The sequence below is a fragment of the Pseudooceanicola endophyticus genome, assembly GCF_018760365.1.
GTDB lineage: Bacteria > Pseudomonadota > Alphaproteobacteria > Rhodobacterales > Rhodobacteraceae > Pseudooceanicola > Pseudooceanicola endophyticus.
The window spans coordinates 168,893-187,917 of sequence record NZ_JAHIAB010000008.1; the positions used below are offsets into that span (position 1 = coordinate 168,893).

Sequence of the window (19,025 nt, forward strand, 5' to 3'; positions counted from 1 at the left end):
ATCAGCCGTCGAGACCGGAGACACCCTCGATCGACCAGTTCCAGTGATAGAGCTCCTGCTCGGTCATGGTCTGGCCCTTGGCGACCTTGATGTTGCCCTTGGCGTCCTTGATCTCGCCGACGAAGGGGCTGTAGCCCTCGGTCATCATCTTGGTGCGCACGGCATCGGCCTTGGCGGCGACCTCGGCGGGAACGGTGGCGCCCCAGGCATCGCGGTCCACGCCCCCGCCCATCGGCAGCAGCTCGTAGGTGGGGGTCCAGGAGCCCTCAAGGCGGCGACCGACCTGCTTGACGTAGAAGTCGTTGAAGTTGACCACGATGGAGCTGATGTAGGCATCCGGCCCGTAGCGGCGCAGGTCGGTGTTCCACATCACGGCCTTCTTGCCGCGATCCTGCGCGACCTGAAGGTAGCCGGCCTCGTCCATGATCCCGAACAGCACGTCGCAGCCGTTGTCCAGCAGCGCGGTGCCGGCCTGGGTGGCGGCCTGGGGATCGAACCAGCTGTTGATCGAGATGCATTGCAGCGTGGCGTTGGGGTTCACCGTGCGGGCGCCCATCAGGAAGGCGTTGGTGCCGGAATAGACGGAGGGCACGGGGAAGGAGGCCACGTAGCCCAGCTTGCCGGTGGGCGACATGGCGCCGGCGGCGATGCCCGCGACATAGGTCGGGTACCAGTGCTGCACGTAGTAGGTGCCGAGGTTGTCGAGCGGGTTGCGCCCGTCGCATTCGTAGAAGCCGACCTTGGGCGCGCGCTTGGCGACATCATACAGGAAATCGCCGTAGTTCGAGGTCGCGAAGACCATGTTGGCGCCCTGGCTGACGAACTGGCGGAAGATCCGGGTGGCGTCGGCGGAATAGGGGATCGATTCCACATAGGTGGTCTTGATGCCGGGGAAGGCGGCCTCGACGGCCTTCATCCCCTGGTCATGCGCCCAGGTCCAGCCCTCGTCCGAGGTGGGGCCGGTATGGCCGAAGGCGATCAGCGCCTCCTCGGCCTTCACGGGGGCCAGCGGGGCCGCCGCATGGGCCGGACGGATCAGCCCGGTCTGCGACAGCACGAGGCCGGCACCCGCGGCGGCGCCCATGTTCAGAAACCCGCGGCGGGAAAGCTCTTTGGTGGAAATCATTCGGTTCGACCCTCTGGCTGTGAGCGGCGCTCTGTTCTGGTGGAGTGGCGCCTTCCGCCCCTGTCGGGCGCGGTCCGGTCGGCAGGACCGGAGGGCGTCGGGGCGGGGCTGGGGAAAACCTGCGGCATCGGTGGTCCTGGTGCCAAGATCGAAAAAACAGATGCTGTTGTTGCGTTTTCAACAACACTTGACCCGGGAGGGTGCACTTGCCTTACTGGGCGCGACACAGGCCCCGACCGGGCCGTGACCCCTACAGGAAAGCCTTGAAAACAAGGCGCAAGACCCCTTTCATGACGCAGCGACAGACGGCGACTTTCACCTTTCTCGGGACCCTTCCCGAAGCGAGTTTCATCGAATTCGCGCAACACAGGGCGGGGCGACTTTCGCTCGGTCTGCGCGTGGTTGCCCAAAATTCGACCACTGCGACGCTCTGCGTGAGCGGCCCGGTCGATCTTGTCGAGGCGTTCGAGATGGCGATGAGTCTCGGCCCTGCCGATTGCCTCGTCCGGGAGGTGATCCGGACCGCCACCCCCTGCAACCGGAGTGAGAAACCATGACGATCCCGGGCTGGAGCCCCATTGCGCTGTCGCGCGACATCGAAGCGGGCAGCTCTGCCGGCACCCTGCTGGAGGGCCAGGAGATCGTGGTCTGGCGCGATCAGGCCGGCACCGCCCATGTCTGGGAAGATCGCTGCCCGCATCGGGGCATGAAGCTGAGCTTCGGTTTCGTGCGCGGCGACCATATCACCTGTCTCTACCATGGCTGGGCCTTCGAGGGGTCGGGCCGCTGCACTGGCATCCCCGCGCATCCCGCGCTGGACGTGCCCGCGACGATCTGCGCGACCACCTATGCCGCGACCGAGGCCGCCGGGATGATCTGGGTCTTCCAGCCGCTGGGCGATCCCGCCGGGCCGCCCCCCGATGACGCGACGGTGACGCCGGTGCGCTCCCTCGTGCTGGACGTACCGCTTGAGGCCGCGCTGGCCGCCCTTCCCGAAGCCTTCGAAGGCCCGCTGATCCGCGAGGGGCAGGTTGCGCTGCTGGATGCGGGGGCGGTGCAGCTGCGCATCGGGCTTCAGGCGCTCTCGGCGACCCGTTCGGCGCTGCATATCACCGCGCTTGGTGCGCCGGGCACCGGGCTGCTGCTGGACCTGCTGGAGCGCGCGCAATGGCTGCGCCGCCTCGCCGGAGAGGAGATCCCGGCATGAGCGCGCCCGTTCTGTCGAATTACGACCTTGATGATCAGTGCTACCGGCTGCGGCTGACCGCCTCGGTGGCCGGGGTGGCGCTGGACCTGGTGAACCTCGATGCCTTCCCGGGGCGCGATCACCTGTCGCGCGGCTATCTGGCGAAGAACCCGCTGGGGCGGCTGCCGACGCTGGAGCATGACGGTCTGGTGCTGTGCCAGCCCGCCGCGATGCAGCTTTATCTTGCCGGGCTGCCCGGCGCGCGGGCGCTGATCCCCGCTGACCCGGCCGAACAGGCCCGGATGCACGACTGGCTGATCTTCGCGGACCGCGATCTGGCGGTGGCCAGCGCCGCGCGGGCCTGCGCGCTGATGGATGCCCCGGGCGACGAGGTCGCGCTGAGGGCCCGCAGCCGCGCGCTGCTGCGCCTCCTCGAAGACCACATGACCCGCCAGGGCACGCTGGGGCAGGGCTACGTGGCGGGGGCAACGCTCAGCCTCGCGGATCTGGCGCTGTTCGTGCCCTTCGCGCTGTCGCGCGATTTCGGCATCGACCATGACGATTTTCCTGCCCTGCGCCTCTGGGCGCGCCGGGTGCGCCGCTGCGAGGGGTTCATCACCATGCCCGGCATTCCCGATTACCACTGATCCCCGGAGGAGATGACATGACGAAGATCACCCGTTTTTCCGTGGCCCCGCTGTCGGGCATGACCCGGCAGCTGGCCGATGTCGCCTCGGGCCGGGCCGAGCCCGACCTTGTGATCACAGGCGCGCGGGCGCTGTCGACCTATTCGCAGCGCACCCTGCCGGGCAAGGAGTTCTGGCTGTCGGGCGGGCGCATCGCGGCGATGATGCCGGCGGGCAGCTACAGGGGGGCGGCGCCGCGCTATGATGCCGGCGGCGGGATCATCGCCCCGGGTCTGGTCGATCCGCATATCCACATCGAAAGCTCGATGATCACCGCCTGCGCCTATGCCGAAGCCGCGCTGCTGAACGGCACCACCACGATCTTCTGCGACAGTCACGAGATCGGCAACGTCATGGATGTGGCCGGCGTCGAGGCGATGCTGGAAGATGCCCGCCAGGCGCCGCTGTCGATCTTCCTGACGGTGCCTTCCACCGTGCCCGCGACCTCGCCCGAGCTCGAAACCGCGGGCGGAGACCTGACGCCCGAAAAGATCGCGGCCCTCTTCGACAAATGGCCCGAGGCCGTGGCCCTGGGCGAGAAGATGGATTTCGTCCCCGTCGCCATGTCCGACCCGCGCAGCCATGCCATCATCCAGGCGGCGCTGGAACGCGGGCGCCCGGTTTCGGGCCATGTCTACGGGCGCGAATTCGTCGCCGCCTATGCCGCCGGGGGCGTCACCGACACCCATGAGGCCATCGACGTGGATATCGCCGAGGACCTGATGGAAGCCGGCATCTGGCTGTTCCTGCGTGGCGGCCCGCCCACCACGCCCTGGCATTCGCTTCCCGAGGCGATCAGGGTCATCACCGAACGCGGCGCCAGCCCCAAGCGGGTGGCGGTCTGCACCGATGACCGCGACGCCGACGACCTGATGCTCTTCGGGCTCGACTGGGTGACGCGGCAGGCGGTGGCCTGCGGGATGAAGCCCGAAACCGCCTGGTCCATGGGCTCGCTCCACGGTGCCACGCGGTTTGGCATGGGCGACGAGATCGGCGGCCTGGGCGGCGGGCGGCGCGCCGATCTGGTGCTGCTGGACGACGATCTGAAGCCGGTGAACACCTGGTATGGCGGTGAACTGATGGTCGAGCACGGCAAGGTCACGCCGCGCCTCGATCAGGCGCTGTCGCAGCCCTACCGCTACCCCGAGGCCGCCTATCACACGGTGAAGCTGCCGAAGGGGCTGAAGCTGACCCCGGACCTGCCGACCGCGCCGGTCATCGCCCATGCCATCCGGACCGAGCTTCCGGGCATCACCCTGCCGCATGAAAAGATCCGGCTTGAGCCCGCGAACGACTGGCAGAGCCATTTCGACACCCACGGCCTGTGCTTCGTTACCGTGGTGGAACGGCATGGCAAGTCGCAGGGCAACGTCGCCCATGGCCTGCTGTCGAATTTCAACCTGAAGGCGGGGGCGGTGGCCTCCTCGGTCGGGCATGACAGCCACAACATCATCGTCGCGGGCACCAACGAGGCCGACATGGCCGTGGCCCTTCAGGCGATCGAGGCGGCGCAGGGCGGCGTCTGCGTCGTGATGGACGGCCAGGTCACCGCCATGGTCGAACTGCCCGTTGCGGGGCTGTTGTCGGACAAGCGCGTGGGCGTCGTCGCAGAAGAGGTCAAGGCGCTGAAGGTCGAATGGGAAAAGGCCGGCTGCACCATCCCCTACATGGGCTTCAACCTGATCCCGCTCTCGGTCATCCCCGAGATCCGCATCACCGACAAGGGGCTGGTTTTGGTGCCGGAAATGGCGATCCAGCCGCTTTTTGAATCGGCCGAGTGATGGATCTTCACCGGCTCGGCCTCGTCTCCTCCCGCGTTCACCACTTCATGCTGGTGGCGCGGCTGGGCTCCATCCGGCAGGCGGCACTCTCGCTCAATGTCGCGCCCTCCTCGATCAGCCGCACGATCAAGCAGCTGGAGGAGGATGTCGGAATGCCGCTGTTCGAACGCACCAAGCAGCGGCTGCGGCTGACCTCGGCCGGAGAACTGCTGTCCTACCACCTGCAACAGTCGAGTTCGGAACTGAACCGGGCGATGACGGGGCTGAGCGATCTGCGCGGGCTCAGGCGCGGCTCGGTGACGCTTGCGGTGATCGAAAGCGTTGCGCGCGGCATGGTGCCCGAGGTGCTTTCGTCCTTCTGGGTGCGTCATCCGGAGGTCAGCGTGGATGTCCGCGTCACCTCCGGGCAGGAGGCCGCCGACATGGTGGCGGCGGGCGATGCCGATCTGGCGGTGGCCTTCGACGTGCGCCTGCCGCGCCGCGCCCGCCGGATGGCGGCGGTGGCGCTGCCGCTGGGCGTTCTGGTGCCGCCCGGCAGCCCGCTGACCCGCCATGAAGGGCCGCTGAAGGTCTATGATCTTGCAGGGGAAAGGGTGATCCTGTCGGACGGATCGCTGACCCTGGCGAACTCCGTCGAACAGGTCTTTGCCGGCTCTTTCGTGGAACTGTCGCGGCGCACCAGCACCAATTCCATCGCGCTGATGGTGGATCTCGCGACGCGCGGGCTGGGCACTGTCATGCAGACCCGCCTGGGCGTCGAGGCCGAGATCGCGCGCGGTCAGCTGGTGTTCATCCCGCTCAGCGATGCGCGGCTGGCCTCGCGGCGCCTGACCCTGATCGGGCGCCCCAAGGGCGAGACCTCGGAAGCCGCCGAGGCGCTTGGCAACAGCCTGACCCGGATGATCGAGAGGTTCTGAAAGGTGTTGCATAAAGGCGAACATCCGGTTCCGAAATGAGCGTCTTTTCGGAACACCTCGGCTCTGACAGGCTGGCCCCTGAAAGACTTCTGAAAGAGATCCCCCCATGCAACAAAGCGCCGTAGACGCGGTGATCCGCGGCCTCAGGCGGGCCGGAGTGAGCATCGTCTGCTACCTGCCCGACAGCCTGTTCAAGGAACTGTACCCGGCTCTGGATGCCGATCCCGACATCCGCACCATCCAGGTCACCAACGAGGGCGAGGGCGCGGCGATCTGCGGCGGGGTCTTCCTGTCGGGAAAGCGCGCCGCCCTGGTGATGGAGAACTCGGGTCTGCGTGCCTCTGTCGAACCGCTGGCGCGGATGGGCCTGGGCGCCGGCATCCCCGTCGTCATGCTGATGAGCTATCGCGGCGACATGGGCGAAAACAACTGGTGGGCCGTGCCGCATGGCATCACCATGGAGCCGGTCCTTCAGGCGCTGCGCATCCCCTACGTGGTCGAACGCGAGGAAGCGCGCATCGAACAGGCCATCGTGGATGCCTACGAGCTGGCCTATTCCTCCTACTACCACACGGCCGTGGCCCTTTCGGGGAGCATCGTGCGATGAAACGCTTTGACTGCATGACGAAACTGGCCGCCCGGCTGGAGAACGAGCTGGTGATCCTCTCGCTCGGGGCCTCGGTCGATGAATGGTACAATGCCGCGCCGCATATGCGCGAGGCGTCCCTCTTCCAGCAGCAGCTGGGTTGCGTGACGCCGCAGGCCTTCGGTCTGGCCGCCGGCCTGCCGGAGCGGCAGATCGTGTCGCTGGATACCGATGGCGGGCTGCTGTTCAACCTTGGCATCCTGGCCACGGTGGGCAACGAGAAACCGAAGAACCTCTTCATCGTGGTCTGGGACAACGAACAGTACCAGTCGATCGGCGGCCCGAAGACCCACACCGCCTCGGGCACCGTGGATCTGGCCGCCATCGCGCAGGGCGCGGGGGTGAAACACGCCTATACCGCCCGCACGCTTGAGGACTTCGACGCCCATTGCGAAGCGGGCCTCGCGGCGGGCGAACCCTATATCGTCGTCGCCAAGGTCGCCGGCACCGTGCAGCCGGAAATCAAGCGCAAGCATTCCGACGGGCGCGAGGACAAGTACATCTTCGTGCGCCATGTCGAGAAGACCGAGGGCATCACCATCATGGGCCCGTCGGAGCACAACTGATGAGCGGCGCGGACTACATCGTCGTCGGATCGGGATCGGGGGGCGCGCCGGTGGTGCGCCGCCTGCTGGAGGCCGGGGCCTCGGTGATCCTGATCGAGGCGGGCGAAAGCACCCTGGGCGTCCCCGAGATCGAGGATGCCGCCGGCTGGTTCGCCCTGCAAAGCGGCCGCTGGGACTGGGGGCACCGCTACACCCCCACGGAGCGCATCCTTGGGCGCGAGATCCCGATCCCCCGGGGCCTTGGGCTGGGCGGCAGTTCCGCCACCAATGCGATGATGTGGTATCGCGGTGTCCCGGCGGATTACGCCCGCTGGGACGCCGTTGCGCCGGGCTGGGGCTGGGACGACTGCCTGCCAGCCTTTCGGGCCTGCGAGACCTGGCATGGTGCGCCCGACGCCCTGCGCGGCGAAGATGGCCCGATGCAGATCACCCCGCCCGATCCCGATCATCCGCTGACACAGGCCATGCTGGGCGGGGCACGGTCGATGGGCCTGCCGGAAAACGCCGATCCGAACGGGTCCGAACCCCTTGGCGTGGCGCTGGCGAATTTCAACATTGGTCCCGACGGGCGGCGCTGGACCTCGGCCATGGGCTATCTGGAGCCGGTCCTGAACCATCCCGGCCTGACCCTGCTGACCGGCGCCCGGGCAACCGAAGTGCTGTTTGACGGCGACCGCGCTTGCGGCGTCACGGTCTGGCGGAGCGGTCAAAGCGAAAGGCTGGAAGCCACCCGTGGCGTGATCCTGGCCGCCGGGGCGCTGGAAACGCCGCGCCTGCTGCAGCTGTCGGGCATCGGCCCCGAGGCCGAGCTGGCCCGCCTTGGCCTGCCCCTGCGCATCCGCGCCGAAGGGGTGGGCGAGAACCTTCAGGATCACCCGCTGATCCGGGCGCTGAACTTCCGCGCCTCCCGCCCCCTTGGCCCGATGAAGGGCAATGGCGGGGGCACGCTGACGATCTGGAAATCCGATGCGGCGCTGGAGCAGGCCGATCTGCTGGCCTTCCCGGTGCAGGGGCGCTCCGCCGTGCCGGCGCTCTGGGATCACTACGATCTTGAGGGCGACGTCTTTGCCATCGGCCTTGGCGTCATGCGCTCGCATTCGAAGGGCCGGATGCGGCTGGGCGGGGCGGCCCCCGATGCGCCCCTGGACATCCAGCCGAACCTGCTCTCGGATCCGCGCGACCTTCAGGCGCTGATCCGGGGTGTCGAATTCCTTCAGGACATGGTGGCAAGCGCGGGCTTCGGGGACCTCTTCGCGGGTTATGCCGCCCCCGACACGAAGCTCACCGGCGCCGCGACAGAGACCTTCGTGCGCCGCGCCACCTCGACCTTCTTCCATTGCTGCGGCACCGCGCGGATGGGGCAGGGGGACGATGCCCCCGTCACCCCGCGCCTCGCCGTCAAGGGCGCCCGCGGCCTCTGGGTCGCCGATGCCTCCGTCATTCCGGACATTCCCGCCTGCCACACCCATGCCCCCGTCACCATGATCGGTGAACGGGCGGCCCAATTCGTACTGGAAGATCAATGACCGACATGATCCTGACCGCCGATGCCGTCGTCACCATGGACGCCGATCTGCGCGTGATCGCCGGCGGCGCCGTCGCGGTGAAGGGCGATGCCATCGCCGCCGTGGGCCCGAAGGCCGAGGTGCTGGCCGCCCATCCCGACCTGCCCGTGAAGGACATGGGCCGCATGGTGCTGATGCCGGGCCTGATCAACGCCCATGCCCATTCCGGCTTCCTGCGCGGCACCGCCGAACACCTGCCGGTCTGGGAATGGCTGACGAAACACATCAACCCGATGCACCGCTGCCTGCTGTCAGAAGAGGCCGAGGCGGCGAGCTACCTTGCCTATGCCGAAAGCCTGCTGGGTGGCACCACCACCATCGTCGACATGTGGCGCTACATGGACGGCTCGGCCCGGGCCGCCGAAACCCTGGGCAACCGGCTGGTGGCGGTGCCCTACGTGGGCGAGCATCCCGATTACGACTATTTCGACACGCTCGACATGAACGAGGCGCTGATCGAGCGCTGGCATGGCGGGGCGGACGGGCGCGTCAACGTCTGGGTCGGTCTGGAACACCTTTTTTACGCCGACGAGAAGGGCCAGCAGCGCGCCATCGACATGGCCAAGAAGCACAACACCGGCTTCCACACCCATTCCTCCGAGGCCGAGATCGAGAAGCAGGGGTACGTGGACCGCTACGGCAAGAAGCCGATGCAGGTCTTCAAGGACCTGGGCTTCTTCGAGACCCCCTGGACCATGTTCGCCCATGCCGTCTGGCTGGATCAGGACGAGGTGGAGCTGATCGCGCAGCACAACGTCTCGGTCGCGCACAACCCGGTGTCGAACATGAAGCTGGCCTCCGGCATCGCGCCGATTGCCGAGATGCTGGAGCTGGGCGTGCCCGTCGGCATCGGCACCGATGGCGAGAAGGAGAACAACAACTTCGACATGTTCGAGGACATGAAGGTCGCCTCGCTTCTGGGCAAGCTGCGCCACCGCGACGCCGCCGCCATGGACAGCTGGCAGGTGTTGAAAATGGGCACTTCGCTTGGCGCGAAGGCCCTCGGGCTGGGTGATGTCACCGGATCGCTGGAGGTCGGCAAGAAGGCCGATATCATCGCCCTGCGCGCCGATCAGCCGCGCATGGTGCCGTTCCATCCCGATGGGCCCTGGTTCAACCTGCAGCACAACCTGGTCCACGCGGTGCGCGGCAGCGACGTGTCGATGACCATGGTCAACGGAGAGATCGTCGTCGAGGACGGCCAGCTGAAGACCGGCAACATGGCCGAGATCATCGAACGCGTGCACCGTCTGGCGCCCGCGCATTTCACCCGCCGTCAGGCCTGGCTTGACGCCAATGGCGGCGGCACCCGGCAATGGACCGACAACTGAGGATCGCCTTCCCATGACACGCACCACCGACAGGGTCGCTCTGGATGACTGGTATGCCGTCGCCTCGATGGGCGATCTACACCGGGCCGAGGAGACCCGACTTCTGGGCCAGCAGATCACCGTGGGTCCCGGCCCGCAGGTCATCTGCGATGGCGCGGCCCTGCCGGTGCGCGAGAAATACGGCTGCCTCTGGACCACCCTCGGCCAGCCCGCGAAGGAGATCTTCGAGATCGAGGAGGCGAACGACCCCACCCGCCGCTTCGTGCCCTGCGGCTGGGTGAAGATGCGCGCCTCGGGGCTGCGGGTGGTCGAGAACTTCCTCGACATGGCGCATTTCCCCTTCGTGCACGCGGATATCCTGGGCTCCGAACCGCACACCGAGGTTCTGCATTACACCACCGAGATCCGCCGCGACGTGGACGAGGTCTGGGCCACCAACTGCAAGTTCTTCCAGCCGCAGATGACCGCCTCGCGGCCCGAAGGCGAATTCGCGCAGCTGATCTACCGGGTGCCGGCGCCCTTCGTCGTCATGCTGTACCGGGTCGTGCCCGACAGCGGCGGGGTGCTGGACGCGATCGCGCTGTTCATCCAGCCGCTGGAAGAGGGGCTCTGCCGCGCCCAGCCGGTCATGTACCTGACCGACCAGACCGCGAGCCACACGGAATTGCTGCGCTTCGAACAGGTGATCTTCCTTCAGGACCGCATCATCGTCGAGAACCAGCGCCCGCTGCTGCTGCCGCTGGAGCCCCGCGCCGAGATCCCGACCCGCGCCGACGGCTCCTCCGTCGCCTATCGCCGCTGGCTGAAGGAGAAGGGGCTGACCTACGGCACCACCCTGCCGGAGGCCGCCGCATGAAGATCCTGCACCCCGCCTCTCTGACGCAGGCGGCAGAGATGATGGCAGAGGGCGCGGTGCCGGTGGCGGGCGGCACGGCGTTGCAGCTGCAATGGTCGCAGGGGCGCGCGCGCCCCGCCGTGATGGCCGAGGTCGGCTCGCTTTTGCCGCGGGGCATCCGGGGCCTGACCATCGGCGCGGCAACCCCGCTGGAAGAGATCCGTCGCGCCGGCCTGCCGCTTTTGTCTGAGGCGCTGCGCGACGTGGCCGCCCCGGGCATCCGGCGCATGGGCACGCTGGGCGGTCAGATCGGTTTCGGCGCCGGTTGCCTGATGCCGGCGCTTCTGGTGCTGGGGGCGCAGCTGGAGACCACCGAGGGCCCGCGCGCCCTGGCCGAATATCTGGCCGAGCCGCGCGGGTTGATCCTGTCGGTGGCGATCCGCCCCGCCGACCGGCACGGCTGGCGCAAGACCGGCCTGCGCGCGGCCTTCTCCCCTGCGATCCTGACCTCGGCCTTCGCGCTGAAGATGAAGGGATCGCGGATTTCCATGGCGCATCTGGCGGTTGGCGGCGGCCCGGTTCCGCCGCGCCGCCTTGCGGGCACCGAGGCCTGGCTGGCCGGGCAGGACCCCGCGACGCTGGACCCGGACGCCCTGCGCGCCCGGATCGAGGCCGAGGTCCAGGCGCCGGACTGCGCCTTCCGCTCTGCCCGCTACCGCCGCCGGATCGCCGCCAATGCGCTGGCCTTCGGGATCACCGGGCAGCTGCCCGCGCAGCCCGGGCGCCGGACCCCGATCCCCGCACGCGCCCTGCCGCCGCAGCAGACCGTGCTGGGCCGCGCCAGCGGGGGCGAACGCTGGCAGACCCGCCCCGACATGCCCGCCAAGGTGCGCGGCCAGATGCCATACCTGACCGATCACCGCGCCCCGGACATGCTGGTGGGCCGCATCCTGCGCGCCGCCCATCCCCATGCCGAGATCCTCTCGATCGACACCACCGAGGCCGAGGCGCTTGCCGGCGTCGAAGCCGTGGTCACCCATCGCGACATCCCGGGCCTCAATGCCTTCGGGATCGTCTTTCAGGACCAGCCGGCGCTTTGTGCCGACAAGGTGCGCCATATCGGCGACATGGTGGCCGCCGTCGCCGCCCGCGATGCTGCCACCGCCGAGGCGGCGCTGGCGCTGATCCGGGTCGCCTACCGCCCGCTGCCGCTGGTCACCGACATGGCCGCCGCCCTGGCGCCCGGGGCGGCGAAGGTCCATGCGGGCGGCAACCTCGTCTCGGAGGTAGTGCTGGAACGCGGCGATGCCGAGGCCGCCTTTGCCACCGCTGCCCATGTGGTCGAGGCGACCTATACCACGCCGCGCCAGATGCATGGCTTCATGGAGACCGAGGGCGGCTGGATCGCCCCCGAGGGTGACGGGCTGCTGGTCTGCGTCGGCGGTCAGCACGGCGCCCGTGACCGGCTGCAACTGTCGCGCATCCTTGCCCTGCCCGAAGCGAAGATCCGTGTGATCACATCCCCCATCGGTGGCGGTTTCGGTGGCAAGGACGAACTGACGGTGCAGCCCGCGCTGGCGCTGCTGGCGCTGAAGACCGGGCGCCCGGTGCGCCTGCAGCTGTCGCGCGCCGAAAGCACCCGTGCCGGGATCAAGCGCAACCCGATGACCATCCGGATGCGCACCGCCTGCGACGGCGAAGGCCTCCTGCTGGCGCAGGAGGTGGCGCTACTGGCCGACAGCGGCGCCTATGCCTCGCTCTCTCCGGGGGTGATGGAAACCGCGATGGAACATTGCGCCGGGCCCTATGTGATCCCCAATATCCGCACCCGGGGGCGGCTGGCCTATACCAACAACGGCATCGGCGGGGCTTTCCGGGGCTTTGGCTGCAACCAGATGACCTATGCGGTGGAATGCCAGATCGACCGGCTGGCGGCAAAGGCGGGCCTTGATCCCGCGGCCATGCGGCGGCGCAACCTGCGCGTGCCCGGCAGCCCGGGCTATCTGGGGCAGGCCGTCGGCCCCTCGGAGCGGCTGCACGAGATGCTGGATGCCGCGCAGGCCTCTGCCATCTGGGCCCCCTTCGAGGTCGCGCCCGAGGAGATCCCCGGCACCGGCATGGCGCTGACCTACCAGGGCACCGGCCTTGGCACGATCCCCGAGGACGAGGCCCGTTTCGCGCTGCGGCTGAAGGACGGCAAGGTGCAGGCGCTTTGTGGGCTGGACGAGATGGGGCAGGGCCTTGTCGCCTCGCTCCATGCCGCCGTGGCCGAGCGTCTGGGCTGCGCGCGCAGCGACGTGGAGGTGATCTTTGGCGATACAGGTGCCGCGCCCGACAGCGGATCGACCACCGCCGCGCGCGGGGGCTACGTGGTCTGGAAGGGCGTCTCGGAAACCGCACCGGGCCTGTCCGCGCGCCTGTTGGGGCAGGCTGCGCAACGCCTCGGCCATGCGGTCGAGAGCCTTTGCATCGTGCCGGGGGGGATCGGCGCGCGGGGCGCCAACGCCCCGGCACCGCTGCTGCGCTTTGCCGATCTGGGCGATGTCACCGCCGAGGAGGCCCATTACGCCTTCCCGAAAAGCGATTACTTCAAGGGCAATGCCCGCTTCCTGTTCACCTATGGCGCGACGCTGGCCCGCGTTGCCGTCAATCGCATCACCGGCGCGGTCCGGCTGGTCCGGCTCGAGTTCCACTCGGCCGCGGGGCCGGTGATCGATATGGCCTCCTACCTTGGCCAGATGGAGGGGGCGCTGATCCAGGGTGCGGGCTTTACCCTGAGCGAGGACATCCTGATGCGGGACGGCCAGATGGTGACGAAGAATTTCGACACCTACGCCATGCCCGGGGTGCGCGATGTGCCCGGGGAAATGCATGTCACCGCCCATGAAACGCTGGATCCCGGCGATCCCTTCGGGCCGCGCGGCGCCGGAGAGATCGGCTTTTCCTCGATCACCCCGGCGATTGCCAATGCGGTGGCCGATGCCACCGGGCGCTGGCCCGCCACCGCCCCCTTCCCCCCCGAGGAGATCCTGGCGATGAGCGAAGCGGAGAGCGCGGCATGAGCGTCACCTTCATCCTGAACGGCCTGCCCGCCACCATCGCCCCCGAGGCGACGCTGGCCACGGTACTGCGCGACGATCTGGGCCGCACCGGCACCAAGATCGGCTGCGAGATCGGTCGCTGCGGCGCCTGCATGGTGCTGCTGGACGGGCAGGCGGTGAACAGCTGCCTGCTGATGGGGTGGCAGTTGCAGGGCCGCGCCGTCACCACCATCGAAGCGCTGGAGACCCTGCCCGTGGGTTCCCTCCTGGCGCGCGCCATGGCCGAGGAGAACGCCTTCCAGTGCGGCTATTGCGCGCCCGGCGTGATGATGACCCTGGCCGGGCTGTTCTCGGCGCGTCCCGATGTCGATGACGCGGGGCTGCGCGAGGCGCTTGAGGGCAATATCTGCCGCTGCACCGGCTACCATTCCATCCTGCGCGGCGCTGCCCGCGCCCGCGATCTGATCAAGGAAACCTCATGAGCCTGACCCTGCGCCCCCATCCCCCCAAGACCGACGGTGCGCGCCGGTTCCTCGAAGGCGGTGCCAAGCCCGTCCTGATCGGCGCCGAATGGTCGGTGCTGGAGCAGCAGTTCGAGACCTGGGATCCCGCCACCGGCCAGCACCTGGCCAGCCTCTCGCGCGCGGGTGCGGCAGAGGCCGATGCCGCCGTTGCCGCCGCCCAGGCAGCGCTGGAAGGTCCGGACTGGGCCGGGATGCTGCCCGCCGCCCGCCAGGCGCTGCTGTGGAAGATCGCCGATCTGATCGACGCCCATGCGGAGGAGCTTTCGGAGCTGGAAAGCCTCGATCAGGGCAAGACCTATGCCACCGCCCGCTTTGCAGAGATTCCGGCCTCGGCGGCGCAGTTCCGCTATTACGCGGGGCTGGCGACCAAGATCCACGGCCAGACCATCACGCCTTCCATCGGCTATGCGCCGAAGGGCAAGCAGGTGATGGCCTATACCCGCCCAGAGCCGATTGGCGTGGTGGCGGCGATCACGCCCTGGAATTCGCCGATGCTGATGGCGTCGATGAAGCTGGCGCCGGCGCTCTGCGCGGGCTGCACGGTGGTGCTGAAACCGGCCGAGGAAACCTCGCTCACCGCGATCCGCCTGGTCGAGCTGATGCAGGAAGCCGGGCTGCCTGCCGGTGTCGTCAACCTGCTGACCGGCCATGGTCACGAGGTCGGCGACGCGCTGGCGAAACACCCGGGCGTTGCCAAGGTGGCCTTCACCGGTTCGACCGAGGTGGGGCGGATCCTGCTGAACTCGGCGCGCGGCAACCTCAAGAAACTGACGCTGGAGCTGGGCGGCAAGAGCCCTGCCATCGTGATGCCCGATGCCGACCTGTCGCTGAGCGTGCCCGGCGTGGCGCGGGGTATCTTCGCCAACTCCGGTCAGGTCTGTGTCGCGGGGTCGCGCATCTACGTGCACCGGTCGGTCCATGACCGGTTCTGCGAGGGGCTGGCCGCCGAGGCCACGCGGCTGAAGCTGGGCCATGGCCTTGATCCCGAAAGCGACCTTGGCCCCCTGGTCAGTGAGGCACAGGCGGCGCGGGTGGCGCGCTATGTCGACGGCGGCCGCGCCGAGGGCGCCGAGGTCATTGCCGGGGGCGCGCATCTGGGCGGGGCCTTCTACGCGCCCACCGTCGTCACCCATACCCGCCCCGACATGGCGCTGATGCGCGAGGAGATCTTCGGCCCGGTCACCGCCGTCACCCCCTTCGACAGTCCCGAAGAGGTGCTGGCGCTGGCCAATGACACCGAATACGGGCTGGCGGCCTCGGTCTGGACGCAGGACCTCTCGTCGGCGCACCGGCTGGCGGCGGGCATCCGCGCGGGCACGGTCTGGGTCAACTGCCACAGCTACTTTTCCCCCGAGCTGCCCAAGGGCGGCATCAAGGCCTCGGGCTGGGGCGTGGAGAACAACCTGGCGGGCCTGTCGAACTACCTTGAGGAAAAGACCGTCTGCATGGTGATCTGAGGCGAGGGGGGCCGGATCCCGGCCCCCGACACCTTATTCCGCCAGTGCGGCGATGATGCGCACCCAGGAACGGATGCCCCCCTCGAAGGAGCCGAGGTTGTATTTCTCGTTCGGGGAATGCACCCGGTCATCGCCCAGCGAGAAGCCGACCATCAGGCTGTCGAGGCCCAGCGTGGCGCGGAAATCGGCCACGATGGGGATCGAACCGCCGCCGCCCACCAGCACCGGGGGCTGCGGCCATTCCTGGGCCAGCGCCGCCTTCACCCCGTCGTAGACCGGCCAGTCCCAGGGCATCTGCACCGCGATGGCGCCGCCGTGATCGGCAAAGCTGGCGCTGCAGTCGGCGGGCAGGCGGTCGCGCACATGGGCGCGGAAGGCAGCGCGGATCTTCTCGGGGTCCTGATGGCCCACCAGCCGGAACGACACCTTGGCGGTGGCCTCTGCCGGGATCACCGTCTTGAAGCCCGCGCCCGCATAGCCGCCGGCGATGCCGTTGACCTCGGCGGTGGGGCGGGCCCAGACCAGCTCCAGGTGGCTGCGCCCGACCTCTCCGGAGAGCTGCGACAGCCCGACCGCACCCAGCGGGTCGCGGCCTTCCGACAGCGCCGCCCATTGCGCCTTCAGCTCTTCCGGGACCTCCTCCACGCCGTCGTAGAAGCCGGGCAGGGTGATCCGGCCATCGGCATTGCGCAGGTCCGCGAGGATCGCCGAGAGGATGTGCAGCGGATTGGCCGCCGCCCCGCCGAAGCCGCCCGAATGCAGGTCGCGGTCGGCGGCGCGGATCACCACCTCCTCGCCCACCAGCCCGCGCAGGGAGGTTGTGATCGAAGGCGTCTCGGCATCCCACATGCCGGTGTCGCAGATCACCGCGAAATCGGCCTGAAGCTCGGCCTTGTTTTCCTCAAGGAAGGCGGGCAGCGAGACCGAGCCGCATTCCTCCTCGCCCTCCAGCAGCAGGGTGACGCCGATCGGCAGGCCACCGGCGGCCTCGCGCCAGGCGCGCAGCGCCTCGACGAAGGTCATCAGCTGGCCCTTGTCGTCCGAGGCGCCGCGCGCCGCGATGATCTTGCGCCCCGAGGCCTCGGTCAGGATCGCGGGGTCGAAGGGATCGCGGGTCCAGAGCGCAAGCGGATCGACGGGCTGGACATCGTAATGACCGTAGAACAGCACATGCGGCGCGCCCTCGGGGCCGTCGAGGCGGGCCAGCACCACCGGATGCCCGGCGGTTTCGCGCACCGTTGCGGCCAGCCCAAGGGTTTCGAGATAGGCGGCCAGTGCCCCGGCGGCCTCGCGGCAATCGCCGGCATGGGCCGGGTCGGTCGAGACGGAGGGAATGCGCAGCAGGCCAAACAGCGTGTCGAGGCTGGAGGGCAGGTTGGCATCGGCCCGTGCCAGCACGGTATCGAGGGGGGCGGTCATCGGTTCAGCTCCTTGCGGTATCCTGGGAGGGGGCGGCGGCGGCATCGAGGGCAGCGCTCAGATCGGCCCAGAGCGGCTCGGCGCCCTCCAGCCCGACGTGGATCCGGACCGAGCGCGGGTCCATGTTGAAGGCGAGCGCGGCATTGGGGGGCGCGGCCTGCGAAAGGACCACCTGCGCCGGCACCACCAGGCTTTCGTGGCCGCCCCAGCTGACACCCAGGCGGAACAGACGCAGGGCGTTGCAGAAGCGGGGGATGTGGATCCGTTCGCTGACGGCGAAGGACATCAGCCCGGACCAGCCGGTCAGCCCCGGCGGGAGGGTCGCCAGGCGCGAGGGATGCGCGACCGAAGTCACCTGCGGATGCGCGGCCAGGCGGTCTGCGATCAGCGCGGCAGCCTCCTGGTGGGCCTTCATGCGCAGCGGCAGGGTGCGCAGCCCGCGCAGCAGCAGCCAGCCGTCCATAGGGCTGCACTTGCCGCCCAGGTAGGGCAGGGCCTCGTTGCGGACGCGGGTGACCAGCGCCTTCGGCCCGGCGATGACGCCCGCCACCACGTCGCTGTGGCCCCCGAGGTATTTCGAGGCGGAATGCAGCACGATGTCGACGCCCAGCCCCAGCGGTTGCTGGAAGATCGGCGTGGCCCAGCTGTTGTCGATCACCGAAAGCACGCCGTGGCGCCGCGCCAGCGCCGCCAGTGCACCGACGTCATGGGCTTCGATCACCCAGCTTGTCGGGCTTTCGAGGTAAAGCAGCCGCGCGCCGGGCAGGGCGGCCTCGACGGCATCAGGATCGCTGCCGTCCACGTAATCGACCTGGATGCCGAACCGCGCGCAAAGGGTTTCGAAGAAGCGGTAGGCGTCGGGATAGATGCTTTCCAGCGCGACGATGCGGTCACCGGGGCCCGCGAAGGTCAGCACCGTGGCCGAGATCGCCGCCATGCCGCTGCCGAAGGCGCAGGCATCCTCGGCCCCCTCCAGCTGCGCCAGCTTCTCTTCGAAGGCGCGGACCGTGGGGTTGAGGCCGCGGGAATAGACCGGGCGGGCCAGCTCTCCTCGGTAGGTCGCGAGCATCTCGTCGTAGTCGCGGAAGGTGAAGAGCGAGGTCTGCGCGATCGGCGGCACGACCGCATCCAGCGGCACGTCGTGATCATGGGCGACGATGGTTTCGGGCAGCAAGAAAGACGTCATTTCGAAAGGACCTCAAGGTCTTCCTCGACGATGTCGAGGATGCGGGTGGTGATCGCGACGGCCTGCGCGGGATCGCCGGCGGCGATGGCCTCGTAGAGGTCGCGATGCAGCGGGAAGGAACGGGCGGCGAAATCGGGACGGTCGAAGGGCTGGTCCCAGAACCGTTCGAACCCTTCGCGCATCTGTTCAAGCAACTGGCGGAAAAGCGGATTTCCGGTGGCATCATAGATGGCCAGGTGGAAGGCCAGATCGGCGCGCCCCGCCGATCCCTCCCGTTCATGGGCCTCTTCCATGGTCAGCAGGCAGGCCTCGATCTGGCGCAGGTCCGTTTCGCTGCGACGGGCGGCGGCGATGGCGGAGGCCTGCACCTCAAGCCCGCGGCGCACCTCCAGCGTCAGCCGCAGCGCATCGCCCAGGCTGGCCGCGTCGATCGACAGCGGCATCTGGATGGTCGAGGCCGAGACCCGGCGCCGCAGGTAGGTGCCGCTGCCCTTGCGGATCTCGACCACGCCCAGGGCCTGGAAGCGCCCGATCACCTCGCGGATGGTCGAGCGTCCGACGCCCAGCGTTTCCATCAGAACGCGTTCGGCAGGCAGCCGGTCGCCGGGCTTCAGCTCTGCGGTCTGGATGAAATCGGCCAGGGCCCTGCTGACCAGGCTCACGCGGTCCTGTTTTTCGAGCGGTCCGAGCGTGACCTGCGGTTTCGGGGCGGGGCGGTCCATGAAATCTCCTGCGATGCGATTGACAATTGGTCTGACG

General features: G+C 68.6%; 17 protein-coding genes. 13 read left to right on the plus strand and 4 right to left on the minus strand.

Features of this window, described 5'->3' with window-relative positions:
* Position 1 precedes the first annotated feature (1 nt).
* A complete protein-coding gene (locus KM176_RS14985; protein WP_160894665.1) occupies positions 2-1,126 on the minus strand; it encodes a BMP family ABC transporter substrate-binding protein in 1,125 nt (374 codons plus the stop codon).
* Between the two features lie 290 nt (positions 1,127-1,416).
* Here KM176_RS14985 and KM176_RS14990 point away from each other — a divergent pair, with 290 nt between their 5' ends.
* From KM176_RS14990 to KM176_RS15050, 13 genes are all read left to right on the plus strand, one after another.
* Positions 1,417-1,683, plus strand: a complete 267-nt coding sequence (locus KM176_RS14990; protein ID WP_160894664.1) for a hypothetical protein — start codon at positions 1,417-1,419, stop codon at positions 1,681-1,683.
* Positions 1,680-2,333 carry a Rieske (2Fe-2S) protein gene (locus KM176_RS14995; RefSeq protein ID WP_160894663.1) on the plus strand — a complete coding sequence of 218 codons (654 nt, stop codon included), beginning with the start codon at positions 1,680-1,682 and terminating at the stop codon, positions 2,331-2,333. The genes KM176_RS14990 and KM176_RS14995 overlap by 4 nt, the downstream gene beginning before the upstream one ends.
* The gene (locus KM176_RS15000) at positions 2,330-2,959 is read left to right on the plus strand and encodes a glutathione S-transferase family protein (protein WP_160894662.1); all 630 of its coding nucleotides are present in this window, start codon (positions 2,330-2,332) and stop codon (positions 2,957-2,959) included. Before KM176_RS14995 ends, KM176_RS15000 begins: the two co-directional genes overlap by 4 nt.
* A 17-nt stretch (positions 2,960-2,976) precedes the next feature.
* On the plus strand, positions 2,977-4,779 hold the full coding sequence (locus tag KM176_RS15005; RefSeq protein WP_160894661.1) for an adenine deaminase C-terminal domain-containing protein: 1,803 nt from the start codon (positions 2,977-2,979) through the stop codon (positions 4,777-4,779).
* Positions 4,779-5,696 carry a LysR family transcriptional regulator gene (locus KM176_RS15010; RefSeq protein WP_160894707.1) on the plus strand — a complete coding sequence of 306 codons (918 nt, stop codon included), beginning with the start codon at positions 4,779-4,781 and terminating at the stop codon, positions 5,694-5,696. The genes KM176_RS15005 and KM176_RS15010 overlap by 1 nt, the downstream gene beginning before the upstream one ends.
* Before the next feature lie 106 nt (positions 5,697-5,802).
* Complete coding sequence (locus KM176_RS15015; RefSeq protein ID WP_160894660.1) at positions 5,803-6,303, plus strand: thiamine pyrophosphate-binding protein; 501 nt, start codon at positions 5,803-5,805, stop codon at positions 6,301-6,303.
* The gene (locus KM176_RS15020) at positions 6,300-6,908 is read left to right on the plus strand and encodes a thiamine pyrophosphate-dependent enzyme (RefSeq protein WP_160894659.1); all 609 of its coding nucleotides are present in this window, start codon (positions 6,300-6,302) and stop codon (positions 6,906-6,908) included. Before KM176_RS15015 ends, KM176_RS15020 begins: the two co-directional genes overlap by 4 nt.
* On the plus strand, positions 6,908-8,434 hold the full coding sequence (locus KM176_RS15025; protein ID WP_160894658.1) for a GMC family oxidoreductase: 1,527 nt from the start codon (positions 6,908-6,910) through the stop codon (positions 8,432-8,434). Before KM176_RS15020 ends, KM176_RS15025 begins: the two co-directional genes overlap by 1 nt.
* On the plus strand, positions 8,431-9,804 hold the full coding sequence (locus KM176_RS15030) for an amidohydrolase family protein (RefSeq protein WP_160894657.1): 1,374 nt from the start codon (positions 8,431-8,433) through the stop codon (positions 9,802-9,804). The genes KM176_RS15025 and KM176_RS15030 overlap by 4 nt, the downstream gene beginning before the upstream one ends.
* A 13-nt stretch (positions 9,805-9,817) precedes the next feature.
* The gene (locus KM176_RS15035; RefSeq protein WP_160894656.1) at positions 9,818-10,660 is read left to right on the plus strand and encodes an aromatic ring-hydroxylating dioxygenase subunit alpha; all 843 of its coding nucleotides are present in this window, start codon (positions 9,818-9,820) and stop codon (positions 10,658-10,660) included.
* Positions 10,657-13,701 (plus strand): molybdopterin cofactor-binding domain-containing protein, encoded by a 3,045-nt coding sequence (locus KM176_RS15040; protein ID WP_160894655.1) that lies wholly within the window; start codon positions 10,657-10,659, stop codon positions 13,699-13,701. Before KM176_RS15035 ends, KM176_RS15040 begins: the two co-directional genes overlap by 4 nt.
* The gene (locus KM176_RS25295) at positions 13,698-14,162 is read left to right on the plus strand and encodes a (2Fe-2S)-binding protein (RefSeq protein ID WP_160894654.1); all 465 of its coding nucleotides are present in this window, start codon (positions 13,698-13,700) and stop codon (positions 14,160-14,162) included. Before KM176_RS15040 ends, KM176_RS25295 begins: the two co-directional genes overlap by 4 nt.
* Complete coding sequence (locus KM176_RS15050) at positions 14,159-15,661, plus strand: aldehyde dehydrogenase family protein (RefSeq protein ID WP_160894653.1); 1,503 nt, start codon at positions 14,159-14,161, stop codon at positions 15,659-15,661. Before KM176_RS25295 ends, KM176_RS15050 begins: the two co-directional genes overlap by 4 nt.
* A gap of 33 nt (positions 15,662-15,694) precedes the next feature.
* Here the strand turns inward: KM176_RS15050 and KM176_RS15055 are convergent, their stop codons facing one another.
* From KM176_RS15055 to KM176_RS15065, 3 genes are read right to left on the minus strand one after another with little or no spacing between them, the layout of a single operon-like run.
* Positions 15,695-17,080: a M20/M25/M40 family metallo-hydrolase gene (locus tag KM176_RS15055; protein WP_160894652.1), complete on the minus strand. Its 1,386-nt coding sequence runs from the start codon at positions 17,078-17,080 to the stop codon at positions 15,695-15,697.
* A 4-nt stretch (positions 17,081-17,084) separates the two neighbouring features.
* Positions 17,085-18,266 (minus strand): PLP-dependent transferase, encoded by a 1,182-nt coding sequence (locus tag KM176_RS15060; protein WP_160894651.1) that lies wholly within the window; start codon positions 18,264-18,266, stop codon positions 17,085-17,087.
* On the minus strand, positions 18,263-18,988 hold the full coding sequence (locus KM176_RS15065; RefSeq protein WP_160894650.1) for a FadR/GntR family transcriptional regulator: 726 nt from the start codon (positions 18,986-18,988) through the stop codon (positions 18,263-18,265). The genes KM176_RS15060 and KM176_RS15065 overlap by 4 nt, the downstream gene beginning before the upstream one ends.
* Between the last annotated feature and the right edge of the window lie 37 nt (positions 18,989-19,025).

Coding starts and splice junctions, on each gene's coding strand:
- KM176_RS14985 (WP_160894665.1), bottom strand. CDS start 1,126: ATGATTTCCACCAAAGAGCTTTCCCGCCGCGGGTTTCTGAACATGGGC.
- KM176_RS14990 (WP_160894664.1), top strand. CDS start 1,417: ATGACGCAGCGACAGACGGCGACTTTCACCTTTCTCGGGACCCTTCCC.
- KM176_RS14995 (WP_160894663.1), top strand. CDS start 1,680: ATGACGATCCCGGGCTGGAGCCCCATTGCGCTGTCGCGCGACATCGAA.
- KM176_RS15000 (WP_160894662.1), top strand. CDS start 2,330: ATGAGCGCGCCCGTTCTGTCGAATTACGACCTTGATGATCAGTGCTAC.
- KM176_RS15005 (WP_160894661.1), top strand. CDS start 2,977: ATGACGAAGATCACCCGTTTTTCCGTGGCCCCGCTGTCGGGCATGACC.
- KM176_RS15010 (WP_160894707.1), top strand. CDS start 4,779: ATGGATCTTCACCGGCTCGGCCTCGTCTCCTCCCGCGTTCACCACTTC.
- KM176_RS15015 (WP_160894660.1), top strand. CDS start 5,803: ATGCAACAAAGCGCCGTAGACGCGGTGATCCGCGGCCTCAGGCGGGCC.
- KM176_RS15020 (WP_160894659.1), top strand. CDS start 6,300: ATGAAACGCTTTGACTGCATGACGAAACTGGCCGCCCGGCTGGAGAAC.
- KM176_RS15025 (WP_160894658.1), top strand. CDS start 6,908: ATGAGCGGCGCGGACTACATCGTCGTCGGATCGGGATCGGGGGGCGCG.
- KM176_RS15030 (WP_160894657.1), top strand. CDS start 8,431: ATGACCGACATGATCCTGACCGCCGATGCCGTCGTCACCATGGACGCC.
- KM176_RS15035 (WP_160894656.1), top strand. CDS start 9,818: ATGACACGCACCACCGACAGGGTCGCTCTGGATGACTGGTATGCCGTC.
- KM176_RS15040 (WP_160894655.1), top strand. CDS start 10,657: ATGAAGATCCTGCACCCCGCCTCTCTGACGCAGGCGGCAGAGATGATG.
- KM176_RS25295 (WP_160894654.1), top strand. CDS start 13,698: ATGAGCGTCACCTTCATCCTGAACGGCCTGCCCGCCACCATCGCCCCC.
- KM176_RS15050 (WP_160894653.1), top strand. CDS start 14,159: ATGAGCCTGACCCTGCGCCCCCATCCCCCCAAGACCGACGGTGCGCGC.
- KM176_RS15055 (WP_160894652.1), bottom strand. CDS start 17,080: ATGACCGCCCCCCTCGATACCGTGCTGGCACGGGCCGATGCCAACCTG.
- KM176_RS15060 (WP_160894651.1), bottom strand. CDS start 18,266: ATGACGTCTTTCTTGCTGCCCGAAACCATCGTCGCCCATGATCACGAC.
- KM176_RS15065 (WP_160894650.1), bottom strand. CDS start 18,988: ATGGACCGCCCCGCCCCGAAACCGCAGGTCACGCTCGGACCGCTCGAA.